The 22,205-nt window shown below is 70.8% G+C and carries 20 protein-coding genes; 11 read left to right on the forward strand and 9 right to left on the reverse strand.

Translation table 11 applies throughout. The features are described 5' to 3' along the window. Window positions 1-68: 68 nt before the first annotated feature. From NE236_RS17245 to NE236_RS17265, 5 genes are all read left to right on the forward strand, one after another. A complete protein-coding gene (locus NE236_RS17245; RefSeq protein WP_252843009.1) occupies window positions 69-1,280 on the forward strand; it encodes a sensor histidine kinase in 1,212 nt (403 codons plus the stop codon). After that, window positions 1,277-1,960 (forward strand): response regulator transcription factor, encoded by a 684-nt coding sequence (locus tag NE236_RS17250; RefSeq protein WP_252843010.1) that lies wholly within the window; start codon window positions 1,277-1,279, stop codon window positions 1,958-1,960. Before NE236_RS17245 ends, NE236_RS17250 begins: the two co-directional genes overlap by 4 nt. 205 nt (window positions 1,961-2,165) lie before the next feature. Then, window positions 2,166-2,750, forward strand: a complete 585-nt coding sequence (locus NE236_RS17255; protein ID WP_252843011.1) for a hypothetical protein — start codon at window positions 2,166-2,168, stop codon at window positions 2,748-2,750. A 129-nt stretch (window positions 2,751-2,879) separates the two neighbouring features. Next, window positions 2,880-3,422, forward strand: a complete 543-nt coding sequence (locus tag NE236_RS17260) for a hypothetical protein (protein ID WP_252843013.1) — start codon at window positions 2,880-2,882, stop codon at window positions 3,420-3,422. Between the two features lie 197 nt (window positions 3,423-3,619). Next, on the forward strand, window positions 3,620-3,940 hold the full coding sequence (locus NE236_RS17265; RefSeq protein ID WP_252843014.1) for a hypothetical protein: 321 nt from the start codon (window positions 3,620-3,622) through the stop codon (window positions 3,938-3,940). A 39-nt stretch (window positions 3,941-3,979) separates the two neighbouring features. Here NE236_RS17265 and NE236_RS17270 read toward each other — a convergent pair whose 3' ends face one another. After that, on the reverse strand, window positions 3,980-4,846 hold the full coding sequence (locus NE236_RS17270) for a beta-1,6-N-acetylglucosaminyltransferase (RefSeq protein ID WP_252843015.1): 867 nt from the start codon (window positions 4,844-4,846) through the stop codon (window positions 3,980-3,982). A 175-nt stretch (window positions 4,847-5,021) separates the two neighbouring features. Between NE236_RS17270 and NE236_RS17275 the strand changes: the two genes are divergently transcribed. From NE236_RS17275 to NE236_RS17285, 3 genes are read left to right on the forward strand one after another with little or no spacing between them, the layout of a single operon-like run. After that, a complete protein-coding gene (locus tag NE236_RS17275; protein WP_252843017.1) occupies window positions 5,022-6,245 on the forward strand; it encodes a hypothetical protein in 1,224 nt (407 codons plus the stop codon). After that, window positions 6,242-6,691 carry a PssD/Cps14F family polysaccharide biosynthesis glycosyltransferase gene (gene pssD, locus NE236_RS17280; protein WP_252843018.1) on the forward strand — a complete coding sequence of 150 codons (450 nt, stop codon included), beginning with the start codon at window positions 6,242-6,244 and terminating at the stop codon, window positions 6,689-6,691. Before NE236_RS17275 ends, pssD begins: the two co-directional genes overlap by 4 nt. Then, window positions 6,688-7,227, forward strand: a complete 540-nt coding sequence (locus NE236_RS17285; protein ID WP_252843019.1) for a glycosyltransferase — start codon at window positions 6,688-6,690, stop codon at window positions 7,225-7,227. The genes pssD and NE236_RS17285 overlap by 4 nt, the downstream gene beginning before the upstream one ends. A 281-nt stretch (window positions 7,228-7,508) precedes the next feature. On the opposite strand, the gene NE236_RS17290 is transcribed toward NE236_RS17285, so the two are convergent. The 5 genes from NE236_RS17290 to NE236_RS17310 all read right to left on the reverse strand — a co-directional run bounded on the left by NE236_RS17290 (window position 7,509) and on the right by NE236_RS17310 (window position 15,081). Further along, window positions 7,509-8,612: a glycoside hydrolase family 26 protein gene (locus tag NE236_RS17290; protein WP_252843020.1), complete on the reverse strand. Its 1,104-nt coding sequence runs from the start codon at window positions 8,610-8,612 to the stop codon at window positions 7,509-7,511. A gap of 111 nt (window positions 8,613-8,723) precedes the next feature. Continuing rightward, the gene (locus NE236_RS17295; RefSeq protein WP_252843021.1) at window positions 8,724-10,784 is read right to left on the reverse strand and encodes a fibrinogen-like YCDxxxxGGGW domain-containing protein; all 2,061 of its coding nucleotides are present in this window, start codon (window positions 10,782-10,784) and stop codon (window positions 8,724-8,726) included. A gap of 223 nt (window positions 10,785-11,007) precedes the next feature. Then, the gene (locus NE236_RS17300; protein ID WP_252843023.1) at window positions 11,008-11,910 is read right to left on the reverse strand and encodes a sulfotransferase; all 903 of its coding nucleotides are present in this window, start codon (window positions 11,908-11,910) and stop codon (window positions 11,008-11,010) included. A 1-nt stretch (window position 11,911) separates the two neighbouring features. Continuing rightward, window positions 11,912-13,633: a lipopolysaccharide biosynthesis protein gene (locus NE236_RS17305; protein WP_252843024.1), complete on the reverse strand. Its 1,722-nt coding sequence runs from the start codon at window positions 13,631-13,633 to the stop codon at window positions 11,912-11,914. Next, complete coding sequence (locus NE236_RS17310) at window positions 13,630-15,081, reverse strand: O-antigen ligase family protein (protein WP_252843025.1); 1,452 nt, start codon at window positions 15,079-15,081, stop codon at window positions 13,630-13,632. Before NE236_RS17310 ends, NE236_RS17305 begins: the two co-directional genes overlap by 4 nt. Window positions 15,082-15,275: 194 nt before the next feature. Here NE236_RS17310 and NE236_RS17315 point away from each other — a divergent pair, with 194 nt between their 5' ends. Together NE236_RS17315 and NE236_RS17320 are read left to right on the forward strand one after the other, a co-directional pair. Continuing rightward, window positions 15,276-16,349 carry a hypothetical protein gene (locus NE236_RS17315; RefSeq protein ID WP_252843026.1) on the forward strand — a complete coding sequence of 358 codons (1,074 nt, stop codon included), beginning with the start codon at window positions 15,276-15,278 and terminating at the stop codon, window positions 16,347-16,349. Window positions 16,350-16,453: 104 nt separating this feature from the next. Further along, on the forward strand, window positions 16,454-18,394 hold the full coding sequence (locus NE236_RS17320) for a Wzz/FepE/Etk N-terminal domain-containing protein (RefSeq protein WP_289850508.1): 1,941 nt from the start codon (window positions 16,454-16,456) through the stop codon (window positions 18,392-18,394). A gap of 47 nt (window positions 18,395-18,441) precedes the next feature. On the opposite strand, the gene NE236_RS17325 is transcribed toward NE236_RS17320, so the two are convergent. After that, entirely contained in the window at window positions 18,442-19,338 is an 897-nt protein-coding gene (locus NE236_RS17325) for a glycosyltransferase family 2 protein (RefSeq protein WP_252843028.1), read from the reverse strand. Between the two features lie 52 nt (window positions 19,339-19,390). On the opposite strand from NE236_RS17325, the gene NE236_RS17330 reads away from it, so the two are divergent. Further along, complete coding sequence (locus NE236_RS17330) at window positions 19,391-19,855, forward strand: PPOX class F420-dependent oxidoreductase (protein ID WP_252843029.1); 465 nt, start codon at window positions 19,391-19,393, stop codon at window positions 19,853-19,855. 42 nt (window positions 19,856-19,897) lie between these two features. Here NE236_RS17330 and cysN read toward each other — a convergent pair whose 3' ends face one another. After that, on the reverse strand, window positions 19,898-21,166 hold the full coding sequence (gene cysN, locus NE236_RS17335; RefSeq protein ID WP_252843030.1) for a sulfate adenylyltransferase subunit CysN: 1,269 nt from the start codon (window positions 21,164-21,166) through the stop codon (window positions 19,898-19,900). A gap of 91 nt (window positions 21,167-21,257) precedes the next feature. Continuing rightward, a complete protein-coding gene (gene cysD, locus NE236_RS17340) occupies window positions 21,258-22,187 on the reverse strand; it encodes a sulfate adenylyltransferase subunit CysD (RefSeq protein WP_252843031.1) in 930 nt (309 codons plus the stop codon). Window positions 22,188-22,205: the final 18 nt, after the last annotated feature.

Raw genomic sequence — 22,205 nt, forward strand, 5'->3', positions numbered from 1 at the left:
CACCGCCTGTCCGCCCGCCGGCGCGCCGGGCCGACGCCCTCGCGGTTGATCGTCCGTACGGTGGGGGCGTGAACCTGTCGCAGGCGCGCCGCCGGCTCGCCGCCGTTCCGCCGTGGACGAGGGACCTGTCCCTGTGCGCGGCCGCCGCGGCGGCGACCGCCTACCGCATCGACACGGCGACGCTGGACGCCGGTGACCGGAGTCCCGACGCGGGGGCGTACGGCCTCGGGTTCGCGATGGCGGTGACGCTGCTGATCCGTCGGCGCCGGCCGGCCGTGGCGCTCGGCGTCATCTCCCTGCTGTGGCTGATCTACCACGTCGCCGACTACCCGGGCGGCGCACCGGCCGTGCCGGTCTGGATCGCGCTCTACGCCGCGGCCGCCGCCCCGCGCCGATGGGCGGGGCTCTTCTTCGCGGGCTGGCTGATCGTGTCCGACGCGCTGGCCCGCACGAAGCACACCGGAGCCGGTCTGTTCGACGCCGCGCTCGACGGGTCGACGGTCGTGTTCGTCGCCGCGCTGCTCCTGGGCGACGCCGTGCGCAGCCGCCGCGCCCGGCGGGCCGAGTTCGAGGCCCGGCTGGCGCTTCTCGCCGCGCACCGGGACCAGGTCGCCGCCCAGCGCCTCACCGAGGAGCGGATCCGCATCGCCCGCGAGCTCCACGACGTGTCCGCTCACACGATCGCCGTGATCAACGTGCAGGCGAGCGTGGCCGCCGAACTGCTGACCGAGGCCCCCGACCAGGCCAGGGAGGCGCTCGAGGCCGTCCGGCGTGCCGGCGGCGAGGCGTTGGCCGAGATGCGGGCGACCGTCGGCGTCCTGCGGGGCCATGACGACCGGGAAGGCGACGTGGCGCCCCCCGCTCCCGGCATCGACCGGATCGAGGACCTGGCGCGGGCGTGTTCCGCGGGCGGCCCGCGCGTCGACGTGCGGATCGAGGGCGAGCGCCGCCCGCTGTCCAGGCTGGTGGAGTTCACGGCCTACCGGATCGCGCAGGAGTCGCTCACGAACGCGTTGCGCCATTCCGATGCCGATCTGGTGGAGATCCTGGTGCGCTACGACGAGGAGGGTCTCACCGTGCGGATCCGCGACGACGGCGGCGGGGGCCACGACCGCGCCGACGGTCCCCGGCGGATGGAGCAGGGCAACGGCCTGCGGGGCATGGCCGAACGGGCCGCCGGTCTGGGCGGCCGGTTCACCGCCGGCCCGTTCGAGTGGCCGGGCGACGGAGGACGGGGGTTCCAGGTGCGCGCCTGGCTGCCGGGCGAGGAGACGACGTGACGATCCGCGTGCTGTTGGCCGACGACCAGACGCTGGTCCGGGCGGGGTTCCACGTTCTCCTGGAGCGCGCGGAGGACATCGAGGTGGTCGGGGAGGCCGCCGACGGCGAGGAGGCGGTGGCGCTGACCCGGGCGCGCCGCCCCGACGTCGTCCTCATGGACGTGCGGATGCCCGGCACCGACGGACTGACCGCGACCAGGAGGATCCTGGCCGACGAGCGGATGGCGGAGGTGAAGGTCATCGTCCTGACCACCTTCGACCTGGACCAGTACGTCTTCGCCGCGCTGCACGCGGGTGCCAGCGGATTCCTCCTCAAGGACATCGAGCCCGACACGCTGCGGCAGGCGGTGCGCACCGTGTTCGCCGGTGACGCCCTGCTCGCGCCGCAGGTGACCCGCCGGTTGATCTCGGCGTTCGTGGGACGGCCGGGACAGCCGGCGTTCGACCCGGACCTGCCTGGCGCCCTCACCGACCGGGAACGCCAGGTGGTGTCGCTCGTGGCCGAGGGCCTGTCCAACCAGGAGATCGGCCGGCGGCTGGCGATGAGCCCCGCGACCGCCAAGACCCACGTCAACCGGGCCATGACGAAGGTGGGCGCGCGCGATCGGGCCCAGCTCGTGGTTTTCGCCTACCGGTCGGGGCTGGCGGGCGCACCACCCGGTGTACCTCCCCAGAGGTAGTCCCCGTACGACGACGGCCGTATCGGATCGCGCCACGGAGCCGATGGAATTCCCGGCGCCGCTCCCTAACGTTTCCTTCGCGGTCATCGATATTCGAGACCGGACCGCGATATCCCGCGCAACGGGCGTGCGGCGCCATGCGTGAAACCCCGGTGTTTCCGAGGTCTTGCGGGTCGCCGTCCGAGCGCCAGGTAACGGAGGAACAATGCACGCGGTTCACAGGACGGTCGCCGGTGCCTGTCTCATCATGGGCCCGGCGATCCAGGGGCTCTCCACCTTTTACTGGAGCGACCGGCACCAGGGCATCACGGCCGGAGCGCTCATCGTCGTCGCGACCATCTGCTGGATCGTCGGGCTGGTCGCGGTCTACCGTCTCATCGAGCAGCGGGTGCCGCGTTACGCGGCGCTCGCGCTGCCCGTGGCGGTCTACGGATGTGTCGGCGGAGCGTCGTTCGGCCTGCAGGGCATGCACGAAGAGCTGTTCAACGTCTCGCACGCCCAGGCCGTGCGCCTGCTCCACGAGCATCCGGCGGCGGCCTATGTGGCGTTCTGGTTCGCCGGCACCGCCTTCCCGATCAGCGTTTTCGTCCTCGGCGTCGTACTCACGTGGATCCGGGCCGTTCCGGTGCCGATCAGCGTTCTGATCGCCGTCAGCGCGATCGCCTTTCCACTCAGTCGAATACCTCGCGAGATCGCGATAGCCCATATCGCGGACCTCGCCCTTCTCGTACCCTTCGCTTATCTCGGGGCCCGGATGGCAATGGGGGGGCTTCGTCCGATTGGCCGGTGAACCAGCGACAATGAGCGCGTAATGATTCACCCGCCCGTCCTCCGCGGCGTGATCGGAATGGCGATTCAGGGTAGGCCCGCCGAACGGACTGTTCATGTCTGGAATCACCGACTCATCAAAGGTGGGAGAATGACCCGACAGGGCATCCCGGGCGTACCGACCGCCGAAAAGGCCGCGATCTACCTGAAGGCCGGCGCCTGCGCCTCGGTGGCCGGCGTGCTCGGCCTCATCTGGCTCCCCTCCGACGCCGAGGCCGCGCGGACGCCCAGAGGCGCGTGGTCACGTCTGGTCGCCGACCACAACCACGACGGGAACGGCCACCACAACGCCACCGCCCTATCGGTGCGAAGCCCTGTCCGCAACCGCGGCTACCAGCACACGACCAACCGGAACGCAGGCGGGGTGAACGACGCCCAGAACGCGTTGTGCCGCAACGTCCGGGTCTGCAACGTGACGCAGAAGGTCACGGTGGTCTCCCCCGAGAGGACCACCACGTCGGCGGCGGACGCCACCGCACCGCCGCACACCCCCGTCGCGCCCTCTGGTCCCCTGGTGTACATGGGCCCGTACGGGCTGATGCTGGCCGGTGGCGACCCGGCCGGCCCGGCCTCCTGCGGAGGCACGCGGGGGCAGTCGGAGTGGTTCGAATGTCCGGCCAACTTCTTGTCGTGATTCCTCCAGCACCGGCTCGTGCGATCGACGGCCCGGCAAACCGGGGTAATCATCCGGGCCGGGAACCCCTGGAACCACTATCTGCGGACGCCCCTCGGGTAGGGATGTCGACACACCGGACGCCTCGGGGCGCAGAGCGTCTCCCGTGGCTGTTCGGACCGTGTACGGCGATGGCTCGCCCGTGAAAGGAAGCTCTGATGAGAGGAATCACCGGCGGTCGCCTCGTGGCTGTCTCCGGTCTCGCGCTCGCTGCCGCCCTCGGCACGTCCATGAACCTCGACGCACAGGCAGCGGCGCTTCCCCAGCGGGCACTGGCAACACCGGCCGGTGATCACAACAGCACCGGGAACGGCCGCGGCAACGCCAACTCGGTCTCGGTCCGCGATATCACCACCCTCAAGGGGATCCAGCACGTCGCCGACGGGAACGCCGTCGCGCTGGTCAACACGAACAACGCCCTGTGCAAGAAGCGCCGGTACTGCCGGATCCGCCAGCGGGCCATCAATATCGTGCGCTGAACAGCGGGATCGCGGAAGGGTTCTCCGGCCGGTCTCCGGTCAGGAAGCCGATCCGTGGTCGGCGGCGATCTGGTCGAGCAGGTCCGGGATCTGGGGATTCGCGGACACGTCGATCTTGCGGGCGAAGAACGCGTCGCTGTCCCGGAGCTCGTCCAGGTGGGCGGCGGTGATCACTTCCGGATGGCTCGCACCGGCGCCCCACCGGATGAAACGCCTGCTGTCGTTGGCGACGGAGCGGGCCGGGCGCGCGTTGAGGGCCATGGAGCAGACGAAGGTCTCATCGGGGATCGGCGCGTACCGCAGATAGCGCAGCAGGCGGTCGGCCAGCGGGTCGGCCAGCATGCCGTGGACGGTCGCGGCGGAGAGGTTGAACCACATGTCGCCGACGTACAGGCCCACGCCGTCCCGGTAGGGGTGCCTCCGCGCGAACGGCAACGGCACCGATCGATGGGTGCCGGGCAGCCGCCGCTTGCGCACGTAGCGTCTGCGGGTGACCGCCTGCCAGGGATCGGTGTCCGCCCCCGGATCGGAGGTCACGGCGAAGTGCCGAAGATACGCGTCGTACGGCGAGGCGGCGAGTTCCTGCTCGATCGCGGTGATGGGCCGGATCGGATAGTCCTGGCCGGAGATCAGGAGGGCCCAGGAGAACTCGGGGATGTTGGCCGCCACCCAGCGCAGCGACCGCCACTGCGCCTCGACGAGGGAGAGCCGTCCCCACTGGCAGGGCCGGGCGTCGGGGATCAGGGCGACATCTGAGGCGGGGCGCAGCGTCAGCGGCTCGCCGCTCGGGTCGTGGTGCACGACCGCGACCGTGTCGGCTCCGGAGCGGATCCGGTTCACGAGGCGGGTGACCTGCCCGGGGTGCCGGTGCGACAGCACGATCACGACCAGCGGTCCGCCGCCCATGGTATCCCGCGCCCTTCGCCGTGAATTCCGCTGCCGTTCCGTGACAGAGGGTACTGCCGTTCCGGAAATGCAGTGACGCGTCCCTTGATGAAACACCGATTACGGTAAAGTGCCGAGAAAGTTGAGGTCGGCTACCGGGACAGATCCGGGCTGATCAAGGGCACCAGGGGGCGCAGTGCTCCGCGCACTTGTCGAACGGCTGTGGCTGCCCGAGCCGGAGTCCTCCGGGTGGCCGGTCCGTGTCACGTCGGGCGACGTCCCGCCGGGTCATCGCGTGGTCGAGCGTTACGCCGTCGTCCCGTCACCGGAGCGGCCGCGTTTCCTCGTACCGCTCGACGGCCGGGCCGTGGCGGCCGGCAGCCTGACCCGCTACAACGGGCTCCGCTGGGCCCGCCTGCGCGTCCCCCGGACCGTGCTGGGCGCCGGTTTCCGTACCGGGATCGCCCCGCTCCTGCTGCGGCACCGGCTGCTCGTGTGCGTGCCCGAGGATCTCCCGCCCGCCGAGCTCGGCGACTACCTGCTGAGCGCCCACCTGCGGGGGGTGCTCGGCCTGCCGCGACTGGCCCTGGGCGTCGGCGTCCGGCCGCCCGATCCCAACCTGAAGCCGACGCTCCAGCTCTTCGGCCCGGACGGCGCGCCGGTGGGGTACGCCAAGGTCGGCTGGAACCCCGCCACCCGGGAGATGACGCGCCGGGAGGCGGCCGCCATCGCCGCGGTCACCGAAGAGGCCGCGCCGGCGGCCGGCCGCATCCGCGTGCCGCGGTTGCTGCACCACGGCTCCTGGCGCGACTACGACCTCACCGTCACGGCGCCGCTGCCGCCGAAGATCCGCCGCTACCGCGAGACGGAGCGGCCGCCCGCCGTCTCATGCGACGACGGTCCCTTCGCCGCCCGGACGACGAAGCTGGCCGACACGGGCTTCTGGCGGGCGCTGCGGACGGAGGCAGCCGTGCTGTCCGCCGACGACGAGGAACGACGGCTCGCGGCGCTGATCACCGCCCACTGCGACGAGCTCGAACGCGAGCACGGTGGCACTCCCCTGCGCGTCGGCCGGTGGCACGGCGACTGGGTGCCCTGGAACATGGGCCGGTACGCCGGTGACCTGTACGTCTGGGACTGGGAGCACAGCGCCGAGGAGACCCCGGTCGGCTTCGACCTGCTGCACTGGAGGTTCCAGGACGCCCTCGTGCTGCGCGGTCGGCCGTTGACCGAGGCGGTCGCCGCCGTACGGGCCGCCGCCGACGACGAGCTCACCGCGCTTCCCCCCGACCACCGCCGGCTGCTCGGACGGCTCTACCTGCTGGAGATGTTCATGCGGACCTACCACCTCAAGCGGCTGGGCGGCGGCTGGAACCCCGCCCTCCATCCGGCCATGCTCGAGGTCCTGGAGGAGCGATGAGAGTCCTCCTGGTCTGCTCGACCGGCGGCCACCTGACCCAGCTCTACCGGCTGCGGCCCTGGTGGTCCGAGCACGAGCGGATGTGGGTGACGTTCGAGAAGGCCGACGCCAGTTCCCTCCTCGCGGACGAGCAGGTGACCTGGGCCTATCATCCGACGACGCGGAACGTCCCCAACCTGCTGCGCAACCTGTGGCTCGCCCTCCGGCTGGTCCCGCGCTACCGGCCCGACGTGATCGTGAGCTCCGGGGCGGGCGTCGCCGTGCCCTTCTTCGTCCTGGGCCGGCTGCTGCGCAGGCGCACCGTCTACCTCGAGGTGTACGACCGCATCGACTCCGGCACGCTCACCGGCCGTCTCTGCTACCCGATCGCCGACCTGTTCCTGCTGCAGTGGGAGGAGCAGCGGGCACGTTATCCGAAGGGGACCGTCGTGGGGCAGCTGCTGTGACCGGCTGGGACAAGCCGCTGGTCTTCGTGACCGTGGGCACCGACCATCACCGGTTCGACCGGTTGATGGGCTGGATGGAGCAGTGGCTCTCCGCCAACGGCCACGCCCGCTGCGTGGTGCAGCACGGCCCGGCCGACCCTCCGGCGGGCGCCGAGTGCCACGCGTTCCTGCCTCACGCCGACGTGCAGGCGCTGTTCCGGGAGGCGACCGTCGTCGTCTGTCAGGGCGGCCCCGGCTCGATCACGGAGAGCCGGCAGGCGGGCAGGCTGCCGGTCGTCGTGCCTCGGATCGCGCGGCTGGACGAGGTCGTCGACGACCACCAGGTGCGGTTCTCCCGGCATGTGGCGGCCTTCGGCAAGGTGGCCCTGGCCGAGACCGCCGAGAGCCTGCACGCCCACCTGGACCGCGCCCTGGCCGACCCCGACGAGTACGCCGTGCAGGATGAGGCCGACGAGACCGCGCCCGCCGTCGCGCGGTTCGGCCGGCTGGTGGACGAGCTCGTCGCCACACCCCGGCGCCGCCGACGGCGGACTTAGAGCCCACGCGAAATGGACTGCCGGGCTCACGGCGCCCATTCCGCGCGGGCTCTCAGGGCCTGTCTCAAAGTCCCCGTCCGTAGCGAGCGGTGTCCAGGTGGTGCCTCGTAAGGCGGAGGAGGGAGTCAGCCTGGTGTTGGCTGGCGACTCCTCCCGGGGCCCCCGCGGAAACGCGCCGGGTCGGCGAAGCCGTCCCTCGCGTCTTCGTGGGGTGGGGCGACAACGCGGCGAGGCGCCGCCTGGGCGCCGCGCAGTAGGACAGTGGGGCTTTGAGACAGGCCCTAGCCGCCGGACGGGTTGAGGTAGGAGTCCCGGCCCGCCGCGGCGTACGAGGTGAGCATGCCCGGGCCGTTGTCGACCTTGAGGTTGCAGCCCGGTCCCGCGTCGAAGCGGATCAGCCCGGCGATGTTGGGGTACTTGCTCCGCAGCACGCCGGGGATCTCTCGGTACCACTGAAGGGAGCGCTTCGGGTCGGCCGGGTCGTACTGCGTGCCGTACTCCGGGAGGATGAACGGCTTCTTGGCGAACCCGTTCTTTTGCAGGAAGCGGTACGTCTGCCCGACCTTCTCGTCGAACGAGTGCCACTGCGTACCGTGGCACTTGTAGAAGTTGTACGGGTCCCAGCCCACCCAGTCGACGTACGCGTCGCCGGGATAGGAGTTGAGCATTCGCTGCGGGTTCTCGTTGCTCATCGTCCCGGTGGTGGTCCAGACCCAGACGACGTTCGTGGCGCCGGCCTTCGCGAAGACGTCGTGGACGTGCCGGGCGGCGGCGACGTACTCCGCCTCGGTGCCCTTGAGCTCGCCCTTGGTGATGTGCCGGTCCATCTCCGGGTCGAAGGACATGAAGACCTTCTGCCCGTAGGCGCGGATCCGGCGGGCGACGGGCTGGATGACGGACCGGTCGTAGGCGCCCGCGGCGATGTCACGCCACTTGTAGCTCTGTTGCCCCGCGTAGAGCTTGCTCTCCCAGGCGAAGAACAGCAGCCGGGAACGGCCGAGCGCGCGCTCGGCGGCGTCCGGGAAGACGCCCGGACCCGGCTTGTTCGAGAAGTCATGGAAGCGCAGGACGATGTCGAAACGCCGGCCGACCTTGCCTTCGATGTCGGTGACGGCCGAGGTGAGCGACGCGCCCTGCACGGAGTAGATGCCCCAGTAGGCGCCGCACTTCGGCATCAGCTTGGCGTCGGCCCCGCAGCGCCCCCTCGCGTCCCGGGACCTGCCCATCGTGAGGGTGGCGGATCCCTTGCCGGACCCCTTACCGGATCCGCCGCCGGAACCGTCGTTGCCCGACGCGGAGCCGCAGGCCGACAGGACGGTGCCCGCTCCGATCAGCGTCACCGCCGACAGCGCGGCGACGCGCCCGCGTCCTCTGGCGATCCTCATACGTCCAAGCCTCCCGTTCCGGCCGGCCCCTGGGTGTGATCAGGGAATCACCCGATGGGTGATTCCCTGATCACGACGCGGAAGCGACCGAGCCCGGCCCGAATGATCGGGTCAGGGGCAGAATCGGCCGAACCCGCCGAGCCACTGGTAGGCGGAGCCGGTCCAGGAGCCGCTCTTCAGGTCACCGCCGGCCCACATGCACCCATTGTTGTCCTTCACGAGCGCCCAGACGCCGTTTCCGGCCCGCGACGCGAAGACGGGGTTCCAGTTGGGCAGGTACTTGCCGCTCTGGGCGTTCCAGGCGCCGACCATGTTGAGGCGGTGCACGTTGGAGTAGCCGCCAGTCTTCGGGTCCGGATACGTCCAGCCGTCGGTGTAGTCGAAGTCGAAGCCGTGCGACCCGGCGTACAGGACACCGTTGATCTCGACGGACGTCTGGAAGTCACCGCCCGAGCGGGCGAGGTTCCCACTGATCTTGTTCTGGAAGTCCCGGTCGTAGACCTGCAGGTCGTGCTCTGACCCGCCCATCCAGACGCGGTCCCCGACCTCGAGGATCGTGTTGCGGTAGGGCTTCTCCGGGTCGGAGGTGCTGGGGATCCACTTCGTGTCGCCGAGCCCGGAGATATGGCCGCCGGGCGCCGCCGCGCTGACGATGGCGAAGTCGTTGACCGACGTCTCCTTCTGCTTGCCCATGTGCTTCATGCGGCCGCCGAAGTAGACGCGGTCCCCCTTCGAGCTGGCGTCGAGCGAGTACACACCCGCGTCGAAGAACGGGTTCCAGGTGGTGTCCGGGGTGCCGTCCGTCACCTTGACACGCGCCGCGCCGCCGACCCAGAACGGCGACTTGGCGATGGTCGTGCCGCCCTTGACGTGGTCGAACGTGCCGCCGACGTAGAGCCAGCCGTCCTGGATGTCCATGGCCCGACCGCGCGGCGCTCCGCCGCTCCGGATCAGGCTGGCCTTCCAGGTGGACACCGGCGCACCGGTCTTGAGGTCGAGGGCGGCGACGCCCGCGGTGTTGGCGACGCCGTTCACGTTGGTGAAGTCGCCGGAGACGAACACCTTGTCGCCGGAACCCTTGATCGCCCAGACCTCACCGTCGAGCTTGGGCCGGAACCCGGACTTCCACTCGCCGGTGGCGGTGTCGAACGCCGCGAGGTAGGACTGCTCGACCTTCTGGCCGGCCGCCGGGCTGGCGCCCTTCTGCACGTACTGGAACTTGCCCCCGACGTACAGGGTGCTGCCGACGACGCCGAGGGCGTGCACCTCGATGTTGTTCTCGCCGGTGCCGCCGCCGACGACACCCGTGACGCCCCAGGAGCTGGACGAGGTCTTGCCGCTGAGCAGCTTCGGCGTGGCCGGGGCCGCTCCGCCCTCCGCGGTCGTGATCTTGGGCCGCACCCAGACCTGTGTGAACGGGATGGGCAGGCCGTCGGAGGTGGCCTTGTACAGGTAGCTGCTCGCGCTGGTCGACGCCCCGCGGACGTTGGGGCCGTACGCGAAGCCCTTCTTGTACGCGTTGTTCTTGTCCTTGACGGTGGACAGGTAGTTGTACGGGTGCAGCATGCTGTCGTACGCCGTGATGGTGTCGGTGTACCCGCCGCTGTAGGCCGCGCCGTCGAAGGAGACCGAGGTCAGCGGGAGCCCGCCGTCGAAGGTCCAGGACCAGTCCGCCAGGTCCTTGTACTTCAGCTGCACGTCCTGCCAGGCGGTGCCGCCGGTGTTCTCGGCGCGCCGCAGCCGGACCCCGTCGATGGAGCCGCCGTTGAACAGGCCGTTGATGGTGTCGCCGGGGACCGTGGCGGGCGCGAAGGCGGCGGTGCCGGTGGGCGTGTTGCGCACGTTCGACGTGCTGCTCTGGCCGGCGTAGTGGTAGTTCCAGCTCTCGCGGCCGCGGCCGACGAGGACCCAGCCTCCGCCGTCGGTGGTCATGTCGCAGTAGAACTGCTGGGCGCTGCCCATTCGGGGCGTCTTCAGCCAGTACAGGCCGGTCGCGCTCTTCGGGTAGGACTGCTTGATCGCCCAGCAGGACAGGGCGGCGGCGCTCGAGGACTTGCCGTCCGGCGGGCCCGCGCTGGCCCAGTCGGGAACGATCGCCACGCCGGCGGCCGCGACGAGGGCGGCGGCGCCGGCGAACAGGGACGCCTTGCGCGCAGGCAGACGAAATGCCATGGAATCTCCCGCGGTGTATGCGGCGAGCAGAAGGGCTCGGGGGATAACTAATCTGCAGCACAGAGGGGAGCTGGCGCAGGAACGTGGCAAAATTAGTGCAAGACGCACCCGCTGTCAACGAGCGTAATCAATTAGCTATTACCAGTAATTAGCCTGAGAAAGCTGGTACGACCGGTAAACCGGGGGCGGTGGACGAGCGTCCCTCCACCGCCCCATGGCCGCGTCAGGCCGGCCAGGAATACTCCTCACCGAGCAGGTCGTAGAGGGCCCGGTTGTGCGGGCGGTAGAAATCCGTGAGCCGCTCCTTGGTAACCGGATTCATCGGTGGCGCCGGCAGGTGGTTGTGCCTCTTGGCGATCTTCAGCGGATGTGGAGGAAATCCGAGGAATTCGGTGACCCGGTCCACGGCCGCCTGCTCGTTCCCGTACAGGTCCTCCGCCGGCAGGATGAGGAACTGCTCGCGCGGGAAGATTGAGAACCAGTTCTCCAGCTGCGGCCGGTAGATCCCGCGGTCGCGGTAGCTGTAGAAGTCGTGCGCCCGGCTGTAGTACATCGGGTCGGCCGCCATCTTCTCCCGCTCGCCGCGCAGCCGCTCCGCCTCGGCCTCCAGGGCCTCTTCGAAGCTCAGGTCCTCGACGCCGTCGCCGACCCGCTCCCAGTAGTGCGAGTAGGCGCGCCTCACCGGATCGCGCAACGTCACGATGATCTTCGCGTCCGGCGTGCGGGCGCGCACCCGCTCGGGAACCGGCGGATAGTACATGTAGTAGGGGCAGGCCTCTCCGGTGACGGGCCGGGGCCCGCCGAGGCGCTCCTGAACCCGGTCGAGCTCCCGCTCGGTGGCGAAGTGCGAGCGGTACCAGGCGTCGCCCCTACCGTAGTTGACGTAGTAGTAGCCGGGGCTCTTCACCCCGCGCGACGCCGGGTACATCGGCATGACCAGCGGATGCTGGATGAGGTAGTTCCACAGCGAGGTCGTGCCGCCGCGCTTGGTGCCGATGATGAGGAAGTCCGGCAGGTGACGCCGGTCTGCGGTCCGCACGGCGTACGCCCGCGTCGTGGCGTTGGCCGTGTCCTTCATCCAGCGTGGTGAGCGGTCCTTCGCCCATCCGGCGAGCCCGGTCGGCACGTCAGCCCTCCTCCTTCTCGTCGGCGCGCCCGCGCGACCGCAGGGCCTCGAACATCACATCGGCGTGCAGCACGTGCCGCAGCCGCCACAGCACGGCCCCGTAGCCGCAGGTGGCCAGGACGACGTACGCGGCGAACACGGGCAGGCCGGTTCCGAGGAGGGCCCGCAGCGCGACGCCGAGGGCGCCGAACCACACCAGGGCCCAGGCCCCGACGGGGGCGAGCGTCCGCGTCCGGAGCCGCAGGCCCATGAGGTAGCGGACCTGCACCACGGCCAGCAGGTTGTCCACGAGCATCGAGACCCCCCAGGCGACGGCGGCGCCGATGATGCCGAAGGGCGGCACGAGCAGCAGGTGGAGGACCACCATCACGACCACGACGACGGCCTTGTCGAGCAGGTTCCACGAGCTCTTGCCGCCCATGAGCAGCACCGTCTGCACGTTTCCGGTCGCCAGCACCAGCGCCATGGCCGAGGCGAGGATCGCCATCGCCCCGGCGCCCCCGCGGAAGTCGGTGCCGAAGAGCGTGAGGACGAACGGCCCGAACACCGCCAGGGCGAGGTAGAGGGGCCAGGAGGCGGCGACGATCCAGCCGGTCGCGACGGCGTTGAGGTCCTCGGCCTGCCGGGTCTCCCCCCGGGCGAGCAGACCGGCGATCTGCGGTGCCACGGCGAGCCGCGTGGCCGCCAGCACGAGGGTTCCGGTGGTGATGAACCGTCCGGCGGTGGCGTAGATGCCCGCGTCGTGGCTGGACACCATCGCGCTGACCAGAGGCACCCCGAGCCAGACCACGACGATCTCCAGCATCGCCGCCACGCCGCGCAGGCCCGAGAAGGTCCAGAACTCCCGCACCGCCGACGGGTCCTCCGGGCCCGGGAGAACGGGCACCCCGCCCGTGGCCCCCGGCTCGGCGGGAGACACCGGCGCGCGGGTCTCCGCTCCCGCCGCCCGCGACGCGTCGAGACCTGCCGGCGCGCGGGTCTCGTCGCCCGAGGCCCGCGACGCGGCGGAGCGTACCGGCGCCGCCGCGTACTCCTCCGCCTCCGTCCGGCGGACGAGGCGCCAGAGGATCACGACCGCCGCCACGAAGGTGAGCGCGATCGGCAGGGACCACGCGACCATGACCCCGCCGGCGCCGTAGCCGAGGGCGGCGACGGTGATGACCAGCACCGGCCGGCTGAGCGGAGTGATCACATTCGCCTGGACGGTGAAGGCGGCGAGGCTGCCCATGCCGCGGGTGCCCGACAGGGCGACGTTGCGGGCGGCCGACACGGCCAGCACGGGTCCGCAGACCCGCAGCAGGAACACCGCGTCGTCGCGGTGGGCGGCGTCGACGAGGAGCCCGGCCAGCCAGGGAGCCAGCGCGAACACCGCCAGCCCCGTGACGGTGCCGACGGCCAGGACCGGAACGAGCGCCGCGACGACCACCCGGCGGAGGTCGCCGACCCGGCCGAGCGCGCGCAGCCGCGCCGTGCTGCGCACCAGGCCGGTGTCGGCGCCCAGCTCGGTGATCTCCGTAAGGATCATGAACAGCGCGACCACCGTGAAGAACACGCCCGTCTGCGCCGGGCCGAGCACCCGCGCGACGACGACGGTCAGCAGGAAGCCCGCCAGGGCCGCCACGGCGGAGCCGACCAGCCCGATGGCCCCGCCGCGCGCGAGTTCGCGGAAGTGCGAGCGCCGGGTCCGGTCGGCCCGCTCGGCCTCCTCGGTCTGTGCGGTCACTCGTCCTCCTCCCCCTGGCTCCACGTCGGCCCCGGCGCGTATCGGACCCAGCCCGACAGGCCGCGGGCGTCCGGCCGGCCCGGGGCCGAGCCGGTCCGGGCGAGGCCGGTGGTGCGCGACCGGCCGGGCGGAGCGGGCGGTGGCGCCTCCGGACCTGCCGCCGCCTCGCGGAGCACGAGTGCCGCGGCCACGAAGATCACTACGAGCTGGGAGCCGTCCAGCCCGTAGTAGAAGATCATGAAGGAGGCCATGACGGTGACGACGTGCAGCCACAGCAGCGCGCCCGGCGCGGCACGCGTGCGCAGGGGCAGCGACCACAGCCAGCCGCAGAACAGGATCAGCGCCACGAAGCCGAACGAGAACATGATGTTCCAGATCTGGCCCTGGGTGCCGACCGAGATGTTGAGGACGCGGGAAGGGCGCGGCGCGCCGAAACCGATGAACGGCGACTCCAGCGTGCGCTCGAACGCCTCGCGATAGATCGTCTCCCGGCCGGCGTTCGTGGAGCTGTACTGGGTGCGGCTGCCGATGCTCTGCCCCACCCCGAGGGCCGAGGCCGTCGCCAGGCCGATGCCCAGCAGGACGAGTACGGCCGCGAGCCACTTGACCTGGCCGCGGAAACCGAACCGGACGGCCGCGTACACGACGCCGACGCCGACCGCGAGGAACATGCCGCGGTTCAGAGTGCTGAAGGCCGGGACGAGCGACACGACGAGCAGGATGGTGACGGCCTGCCGCCGCCACCGGACCGCCGCCGTGCGCATGTACAGGATCGCGAACGGGACCAGCAGCGCGAAGTGGCTGCCCCACGTGTTGGTGTACGCGAACGGGGCGCTCGGCCGCACGTACGCCCGCGGCGCTCCCCACGGCCGCTGGACCTCGGCGAACTTCGGGTGGACCAGCTCCTTCACGTAGTCGTTGCCGACGATCGACCCGGGCAGCAGGCTCTGCATGGGCGTGCTGATCGACCTGTTGGGCAGCAGCACGCCGAGGTAGCCGCCGGCCACGACCCAGATCCAGAAGAGGACCATCAGCCCGATGACCCGGGAGAGCGGCAGCGCGCGGCGCGAGGAGTTGTAGACGTAGACGAAGAAGATGGTGGCCGCGGCGTAGTTCATGAACCGGAAGACGAATCCGATCATGCGGCCGGCGGTGTCCAGCTGGGTGGCCGAGAACGTCATCCAGAGGAGGAAGAGCAGCCACAGCCCGAACCCCGGCGGGACACGGAGGCCGCGCCGCAGCAGCAGGAGGCCGAGCATCGGCAGCGCCGCCAGGCTGGCGGCGAACCCGCCGAGCCCCAGCACCCACAGCACCGGGTAGCCCGCGAAGAAGAAGGTGAGCGGCCAGCCGGGCAGCACCTGTCCCCACGCCGGCTCGTCGATGGGCGGAGGCGCGTCGGAGCCGCGCCGGGACGCCGGCCGCGCGCTCATGAGGCTGAAGGCGGCCACGAGACGATCAGACCCGCCGGCCGGGAGGCGCGATCGGCGGAACCTGATTGATCACCGGAACCGCCCCTTCGTACCCGTTCGCCACCGACAGCTCCCTAGACTGCTTCTCCCGCCGCCACGCCGGCAGGAGTTTACCGGGGACGGCCCCGGGCCTTACCTTCTCAGAGACTCAGTGGGGAGATCCGGGGATCAGCATGCCCATCCGCCTGTATCGCGCGCCGTCGGCGGTGCTGGCCGCGCTCTGCGCCTTCTGGCCGACCGCCGCCACCGCCCGCGTGGGCGGGGATCCGGGGCCGATCGACGCGCAGGTCGTCGACGTCGTCACCGACCCGCGCATCACCCAGGCGAGCGGGCTGGCGGCCGGTGAGAACGGCCGGATCCTCTACAGCCATGAGGACTCGGGCCGCTCCACGGACGTGTACGCGCTCGGCGCCAAGGGAAAAGTTCAGTTCACGGTGCGGCTGCCCGCCGGTTCCAACCAGGACTGGGAGGACATGGCCGCGGTCCGGCTCCGGGGCGGCAGGAGAGCGATCTATCTGGGGGACATCGGGGACGCCCTGGTCGCCCGGAAGACGTCGCACAAGTCCGGGCGACGCGAGTTTCGGGTGCTGAAGTTCGCCGAGCCGGCCACCGACTCGACCGGCGAGGTCACCCCGACCGGCCTGGAGACCTACCGTCTGCGGTACGCCGACGGCGCCGTCGGACGCAACGCCGAAACGCTGCTGGTCCAGCCCGGCACCGGCCGCGTCTTCGTGGTGAACAAGACCGAGAACGCCCAGCAGCGCGCCTCGCTGTGGGAGGCGCCGTCGAGCCTGAACCCGCAGGGCGTGAACCTCCTGCGCAACGCTTTCCCGGACCTGCCGGTCACCCGGGCGTCCGGTGGGGCGTTCTCGCCCACCGGCGACCGCGTCGTGATCCGCGACGACGACACCGCGTACGTCTGGTGGATCAACGACAACGACGTGGCCAAGTCCCTCGCCGAGAAACCGGAGGAGGTGCTCCTCCCCCAGCAGAAACAGGGCGAAGGGGTGACCTTCACGCCGGACGGCCACGCCCTGCTGGTCAACTCCGAGGGCTCCGGGCAGCCCATCTGGCGCGTGCCGCTGCCCAGCTCGGTCAATGCCGTTCGCACACCCCTCCCCGCTCGGCAGAGCACGGGCGGCACCGGAAACGGCCAGGACACCACCCTCATCGCGCTGGCCGTCGGCGGGGTCGCCGTGCTCCTCGCGGCCGGGCTCATCGGTTACCACGTACGCCGGCGCTCATAGTCGCTCACGGCCTGTGGTTCCGTGCGAGCACACGGATCGGCCAAGCCCGGCAAGGTATGTTATGGCGGTCTCATAGACCTTCGGCGAAGGGGCCACGCAGTCAGATGGACGCCACGGCCACGGGGGGCTCACGAGAGCTCGCGGATTATCTGGCAATGCTCAAACGCCGCTGGTGGGTGGTCGTCGCCGCGGCGGCGCTCGGCGTCGCGCTGGCGGCGTTGCTCGTCGTGGTCATGCCCAAGACGTACTCCGCGTTCACGGTCGTGAACGTCACGGCCACGAAGCTGGACAGCAGCACCCAGTCCGGCAAGCAGCAGGACATCAACCTGCAGACCGAGGCGCAGCGCGTCCGCTCGTACGACGTGGCCGAGCGGGTGGCCAGGGACCTGCACACCAAGGACACCCCCACCGCGCTGAGCGCGTCGGTGTCGGTGAACGTCCCGAACGACTCGACCGTCATCTACATCACCGTGGACGCGTCGAACGCCGAGGCCTCCCGCAGCCGTGCGCACGCCTTCGCCCAGGCCTACCTCGACGACCGCCGCGACAGCGCCACCAGCGTCCTGATGACCCAGATGGCGGCCCTGGAACGGCAGATCAACTCGCTGTCGAAGCAACTGCGGACGATGACCGACAAGGTGCAGAAGAACCTGGTCGTCGCCCAGATGCAGGCCCTGAACAACAAGACCTCCGACCTGCGGGTGCTCGCGGCCAACGTCAGCCCCGGTGAGATCATCACCGACGCGCGGCTGCCCACGTCGCCGTCCGACCCCAGCCTGATGAGGTACCTGCCGAGCGGGCTCGTCGGCGGCCTGCTGCTCGGCGTGGTCCTGGCCATCCTCCTGGACCGCACGGACAAGCGGGTGCGCACCGCCCAAGACATCGAGCGGGTCCTCGACCTGCCGGTCCTCGTGGACATTCCGGCCAAGCGCGGGCGAGAGGGGCTGGGCCTGCTACCGGCCCGCAGCCGCACCGGTCAGAGCTTCCACGAGCTGTCCCACGTCCTCACCGCCACGCTGGGCCACGGCAACCACGTCCTCCTGGTCACCGGTGCCGCACCGGGCCGCGGCGGCAGTCTCGTCGCCGCCAACCTCGCCGCGGCGCTCGCCCGTACCGGCTCCGACGTGCTCCTGGTCTGCGCGGACCTGGGTTCCTCGATGGCCGGTGAGCTCCTCGGCCTCCCGGAGGGGCCGGGGCTGTCGGAGGTGCTGCTCGGCTGGGCCGAGCCGCGCGAGGTGATCCGCAAGAACCACGGAGCGCCGACGCTGAGCGCCATCACGGTCGGTGCGAACAGCGAGCTGGCCGCCGAACTGCTGCAGCGCGAGCAGATGACCCGGCTGATCGGCTCGCTGCGTGAGAAGTACCGGTTCACGGTCATCGAGGCCCCGTCCACCGAGCTGGGCGCGGACGCCCAGGCGCTCGCGGACCTGGCCGACGCGGCGCTCATGGTGGTCGAGATCCCCCTCGCGCGCTACGCCCAGGTCCGTGACGGTATCCGCCGCATCGACCGGATGGGCGCCGCCGTGATGGGCGCGGTCGTGCTGCCCATCCAGGACGACAAGGTGCCGGCGGCGCCGCCCCGGCCCTCGCTTCCGGCGCGGACGGCGCCCCCGCTGCGCGAGCGCCCGGCCGGTCCCCCGGAGACACCGAACAAGTACAAGGCCATCGAGGACGCTCCGACCGTCCTCGACATGGTTGCCGTGTCCGACGAGGACGGCCCTCCCCGGAAGGGCCGGCGCCACCGTCCCGAACCGATCCCGCCCGCGTCCGGCGAGGACTCCGTCCGGACCTCCGAATCCCTCCTGCCGGACGCCCCGGCCCTGTCCCAACGGCAAGGCCGGGCCCCTGGACAGGGTCACCCCGGACAGAGCCGGTCCGCCGGTCAGCCCCGGTCCGCCGAAGCGGCACGGCCCGCGGAGACGGCCCAGCACACCGAGACCGCCCGCCGTACCGACGCCGCCCTGCCTGCCGACGCGGCGCGGAAGGCACCGGCCGACAACAGCGCGGACGAGACCGCCGCACACCCCAACGTCACCTGGACCTGAGCACCGCTCGACGCGACGGTGCCAAGGGTCGTCGGCGGCGCCGAGGGTCAGATGCCCCGGCCGCGGGCGTGCAGCGTCAGCAGGACCCGCTTGCCCGAGACCACGCCGGAGGCCACCGCGAGCGCGAACGGCACCCGCCGCTCCTTCCAGTTGGCCCGCATCGCCCGTCCCGCCCAGCGAACGGCCTCCCGGCGCTCGCCGACGGTGGCGTAGCCGAAGGCGATCTGGCCGTACACGCGCCCGGCGGCGGCCGGGGACCGGCCGATCTCCGGATACCGCTCGAGGAACCACCGCAGCGCCTCGACCTTCGTCTCCCAGGCCTGCGCGTAGTAGGAGGTCTGGCCGAACAGCACCCGGACGTACGGGTGGTCGACGTTGACGATCGGATGCCGCCGGGCGGCGCGCAGCGCAAGGTCCCAGTCCTCGCCCTGACCGCCGGGGATGGTCTCGTCGACCATGCCGATGTCGATCAGCGCCTCGCGCCGCGCCACGTACGTCGAGGAGTGGACGCTCACGACGCGGTCGCCGACGAGGTCGTCGAAGCGGACCCGGTCGGTGCCGGCCAGCCGGGGAACCTCCCGGCCGTTGAAGTCGATGAGGATGCCGCAGCTGGCGAGGACCGCGTCGGGTTCGGCCCGCAGCGCGGCGACCTGGGCCGCCAGCTTGCCGGGCAGCCAGATGTCGTCGTCGTCGCAGGAGGCCACGAGGTCGGTGTCGAGCGCGAGGATGCCGGTGTTGCGGCTGCCGGGGAGCCCGGGCGTGCGGGTGCCGGCCAGCACCTCGACCCGGTCGCCCGCCAGGCTCCGGTCGGGCTCGGCCCGGTCGTACACCACGACGACGCGGAGCCGTCCGTCGTACTCCTGGGCCAGCACCGACTCGAGCGCTCTGCGCAGCAGCTTCGGGCGGTTGTGAGTGGGGATGACCACTCCGACGGAGGGCAGCACCCGGCACAGTTTAGGCTGCTGCCGGAAACGATGGTCGGGAAAGGTGGTTGGTGTGGCTCCGAGAATCGCGACCGCCGATCGGGTGGCCCGTGACGAGTTGCTGGAGTTCCTGCGGCCCCGGCACCACGGGTTGCTCGCCACCGTACGGTCGAGCGGCCGCCCCCAGCTGTCGCCCGTGACGTGCGGCGTGGACGCCGAGGGCCGGATCGTGATCTCCACGTATCCCGAGCGGGCCAAGGCCCGTAACCTGCGCAGGGAAGAACGGGTGTCGATCTGCGTGCTGTCCGACGACTGGGACGGCCCGTACGTCCAGGTCGACGGGCGCGCCGAGGTGCTCGACATGCCCGAGGCGCTGGAGGGGCTGGTGGACTACTACCGCTGCATCGCCGGTGAGCATCCCGACTGGGACGAGTACCGCGAGGCGATGCGGCGGCAGGACAAGTCGCTCATCCGCGTCCACATCGAGGAGTGGGGGCCGATCGCGACCGGCGGATTCCCGCCGGGGCACCAGGCCTGAGCGTACGGACCCGGCTCCCCGAGGAGCCGGGTCCGCATGCTTCTAGCGGTTCTCCATGATCATGCCGGCGGCGACGGTGGAGTTCGTGGCCTCGTCGATGAGGATGAACCCGCCGGTGGCACGGTTGCGCGCGTAGTCGTCGGCGAACAGCGGCTGGGTGACGCGCAGGCTGACGCGCCCGATCTCGTTGAGCTCCAGGCGCTCGGCGTCCTCGTGCCGGTGCAGCGTGTTGACGTCGAGCCGGTAGTGCAGCTCCTTGATCATCGCCTTGGCCGTGCGCGTGGTGTGCTTGATGACCAGCTTGCCGCGCGGCACGAGCGGGCGCTCGTCGGACATCCAGCAGACCATCGCGTCGACGTCCTGGGTGACCTGTGGCCGGTTGTGCGGCCGGCAGATCATGTCGCCGCGCGAGATGTCGATGTCGTCCTCCAGCAGGAGCGTCACCGACATCGGCGGGAACGCCTCGTCCGCCGGGCCTTCGGCGGTGTCGATGCGCTTGATCCGCGTCGTCAGCCCGGACGGCAGGTGCATGACCTCGTCGCCCGGCTTCAGCACGCCGCCCGCGACCTGTCCGGCGTAGCCCCGGTAGTCGTGCAGCTCCGGGTCGGTGGACTTGTGCGGCCGGATGACGTACTGCACCGGGAACCGCACGTCGATGAGGTTCCGGTCGGAGGCGATGTGGACGTTCTCCAGATGGTGCAGCAGCGACGGGCCGTCGTACCACGCCATGTTGGCCGACCGCTCGACGACGTTGTCGCCGTGCAGGGCCGAGAGCGGGATGAAGGTGAGGTCGCCGACGGACAGCTTGGCGGCGAACGAGGTGAACTCGTCCTTGATCCGTTCGAACGTGGCCTCGTCATAGTCGACGAGGTCCATCTTGTTGACCGCCAGCACGAGGTGCGGCACCCGCAGCAGCGTCGTGAGGAACGCGTGCCGGCGCGACTGCTCCAGGATGCCCTTGCGCGCGTCGATCAGGACGATCGCCAGGTCCGCGGTGGAGGCTCCGGTCACCATGTTCCGGGTGTACTGGATGTGCCCGGGAGTGTCGGCGATGATGAACTTCCGCCGGGGCGTGGCGAAGTAGCGGTAGGCCACGTCGATCGTGATGCCCTGCTCGCGCTCGGCGCGCAGGCCGTCGGTCAGCAGGGCGAGGTTGGTGTAGTCCTCGCCCCGGTCGCGGCTGGTGCGCTCGACGGCCTCGAGCTGGTCCTCGAAGATCGACTTGGAGTCGAACAACAGGCGTCCGATGAGGGTGGACTTGCCGTCGTCGACCGAACCGGCGGTGGCGAGCCGCAGGATGTCCATGCTCATGAGTCGCTCACCACTCCTCGTTCCCTCCGCGTCCGGCCTGCTGCGCGGCGCCGGGCACTCCGCTCACTGCGGCGGGTTCCCTCCGGGCTCATCAGAAGTACCCCTCCCGCTTGCGATCCTCCATGGCGGCCTCACTGGTGCGGTCGTCGGCGCGGGTCTGGCCGCGCTCGGTGACCCGCGTGGCCGCGATCTCGGTGATGACATCGCCCAGCGTGACCGCCGTCGACTCGACGGCGCCCGTGCAGCTCATGTCGCCGACCGTGCGGTAGCGGACCATCGCCTCGAAGGCCGGCTCGTCGTCACCCCGGTTGGAGTACGGGCTGTCGGCGAGCAGCATGCCGTCGCGTTCGAAGACCGTGCGGGTGTGCGCGAAGTAGATGGTGGGGATCTCCAGGCCTTCGGTCTGGAGGTAGTCCCAGATGTCGAGCTCGGTCCAGTTCGACAGCGGGAAGACCCGGATGTGCTCACCCTGCCGGAGCCGGGTGTTGTAGAGGTTCCACAGCTCCGGCCGCTGGTTCTTGGGGTCCCACTGGCCGAAGTCGTCGCGGAAGGAGAAGACGCGCTCCTTCGCGCGGGCCTTCTCCTCGTCGCGACGGGCCCCGCCGAACGCCGCATCGAAGCGGTGCTCCTCGATGGCGTCCAGCAACGTGGTGGTCTGCAGGCGGTTCCGGCTGGCCCGCCGGCCGGTCTCCTCGACCACACGTCCGTTGTCGATGGACTCCTGGACGGAGGCGACCACCAGGCGGACGCCGAGCTCGGCGACGCGCCGGTCGCGGAACTCGATGACCTCCGCGAAGTTGTGCCCCGTGTCGACGTGCATGACGGGGAAGGGGATCGGCGCCGGCCAGAAGGCCTTCTCGGCGAGGCGCAGCATGACGATGCTGTCCTTGCCGCCGGAGAAGAGCAGGACGGGCCGTTCGAACTCGGCCGCGACCTCCCGGATGATGTGGATCGATTCGGATTCCAGGACGTCCAGCTGGGACGTCCGGTAATCACGGGTGTCAGCGGTAGTGCGCTGCATGTGAAGCCGCTCCCGGGT

Origin of the sequence: Actinoallomurus purpureus (genome assembly GCF_024055795.1) — a bacterium.
Classification (GTDB): Bacteria; Actinomycetota; Actinomycetes; order Streptosporangiales; family Streptosporangiaceae; genus Actinoallomurus; species Actinoallomurus purpureus.

Bases quoted from the DNA above. Each gene is read 5' to 3' on its own strand.
- cysD (WP_252843031.1), bottom strand. From the start codon at position 22,187: ATGCAGCGCACTACCGCTGACACCCGTGATTACCGGACGTCCCAGCTG.
- NE236_RS17260 (WP_252843013.1), top strand. From the start codon at position 2,880: ATGACCCGACAGGGCATCCCGGGCGTACCGACCGCCGAAAAGGCCGCG.
- NE236_RS17255 (WP_252843011.1), top strand. From the start codon at position 2,166: ATGCACGCGGTTCACAGGACGGTCGCCGGTGCCTGTCTCATCATGGGC.
- NE236_RS17270 (WP_252843015.1), bottom strand. From the start codon at position 4,846: ATGGGCGGCGGACCGCTGGTCGTGATCGTGCTGTCGCACCGGCACCCC.
- NE236_RS17265 (WP_252843014.1), top strand. From the start codon at position 3,620: ATGAGAGGAATCACCGGCGGTCGCCTCGTGGCTGTCTCCGGTCTCGCG.
- NE236_RS17320 (WP_289850508.1), top strand. From the start codon at position 16,454: ATGGACGCCACGGCCACGGGGGGCTCACGAGAGCTCGCGGATTATCTG.
- pssD (WP_252843018.1), top strand. From the start codon at position 6,242: ATGAGAGTCCTCCTGGTCTGCTCGACCGGCGGCCACCTGACCCAGCTC.
- cysN (WP_252843030.1), bottom strand. From the start codon at position 21,166: ATGAGCATGGACATCCTGCGGCTCGCCACCGCCGGTTCGGTCGACGAC.
- NE236_RS17315 (WP_252843026.1), top strand. From the start codon at position 15,276: ATGCCCATCCGCCTGTATCGCGCGCCGTCGGCGGTGCTGGCCGCGCTC.
- NE236_RS17295 (WP_252843021.1), bottom strand. From the start codon at position 10,784: ATGGCATTTCGTCTGCCTGCGCGCAAGGCGTCCCTGTTCGCCGGCGCC.
- NE236_RS17290 (WP_252843020.1), bottom strand. From the start codon at position 8,612: ATGAGGATCGCCAGAGGACGCGGGCGCGTCGCCGCGCTGTCGGCGGTG.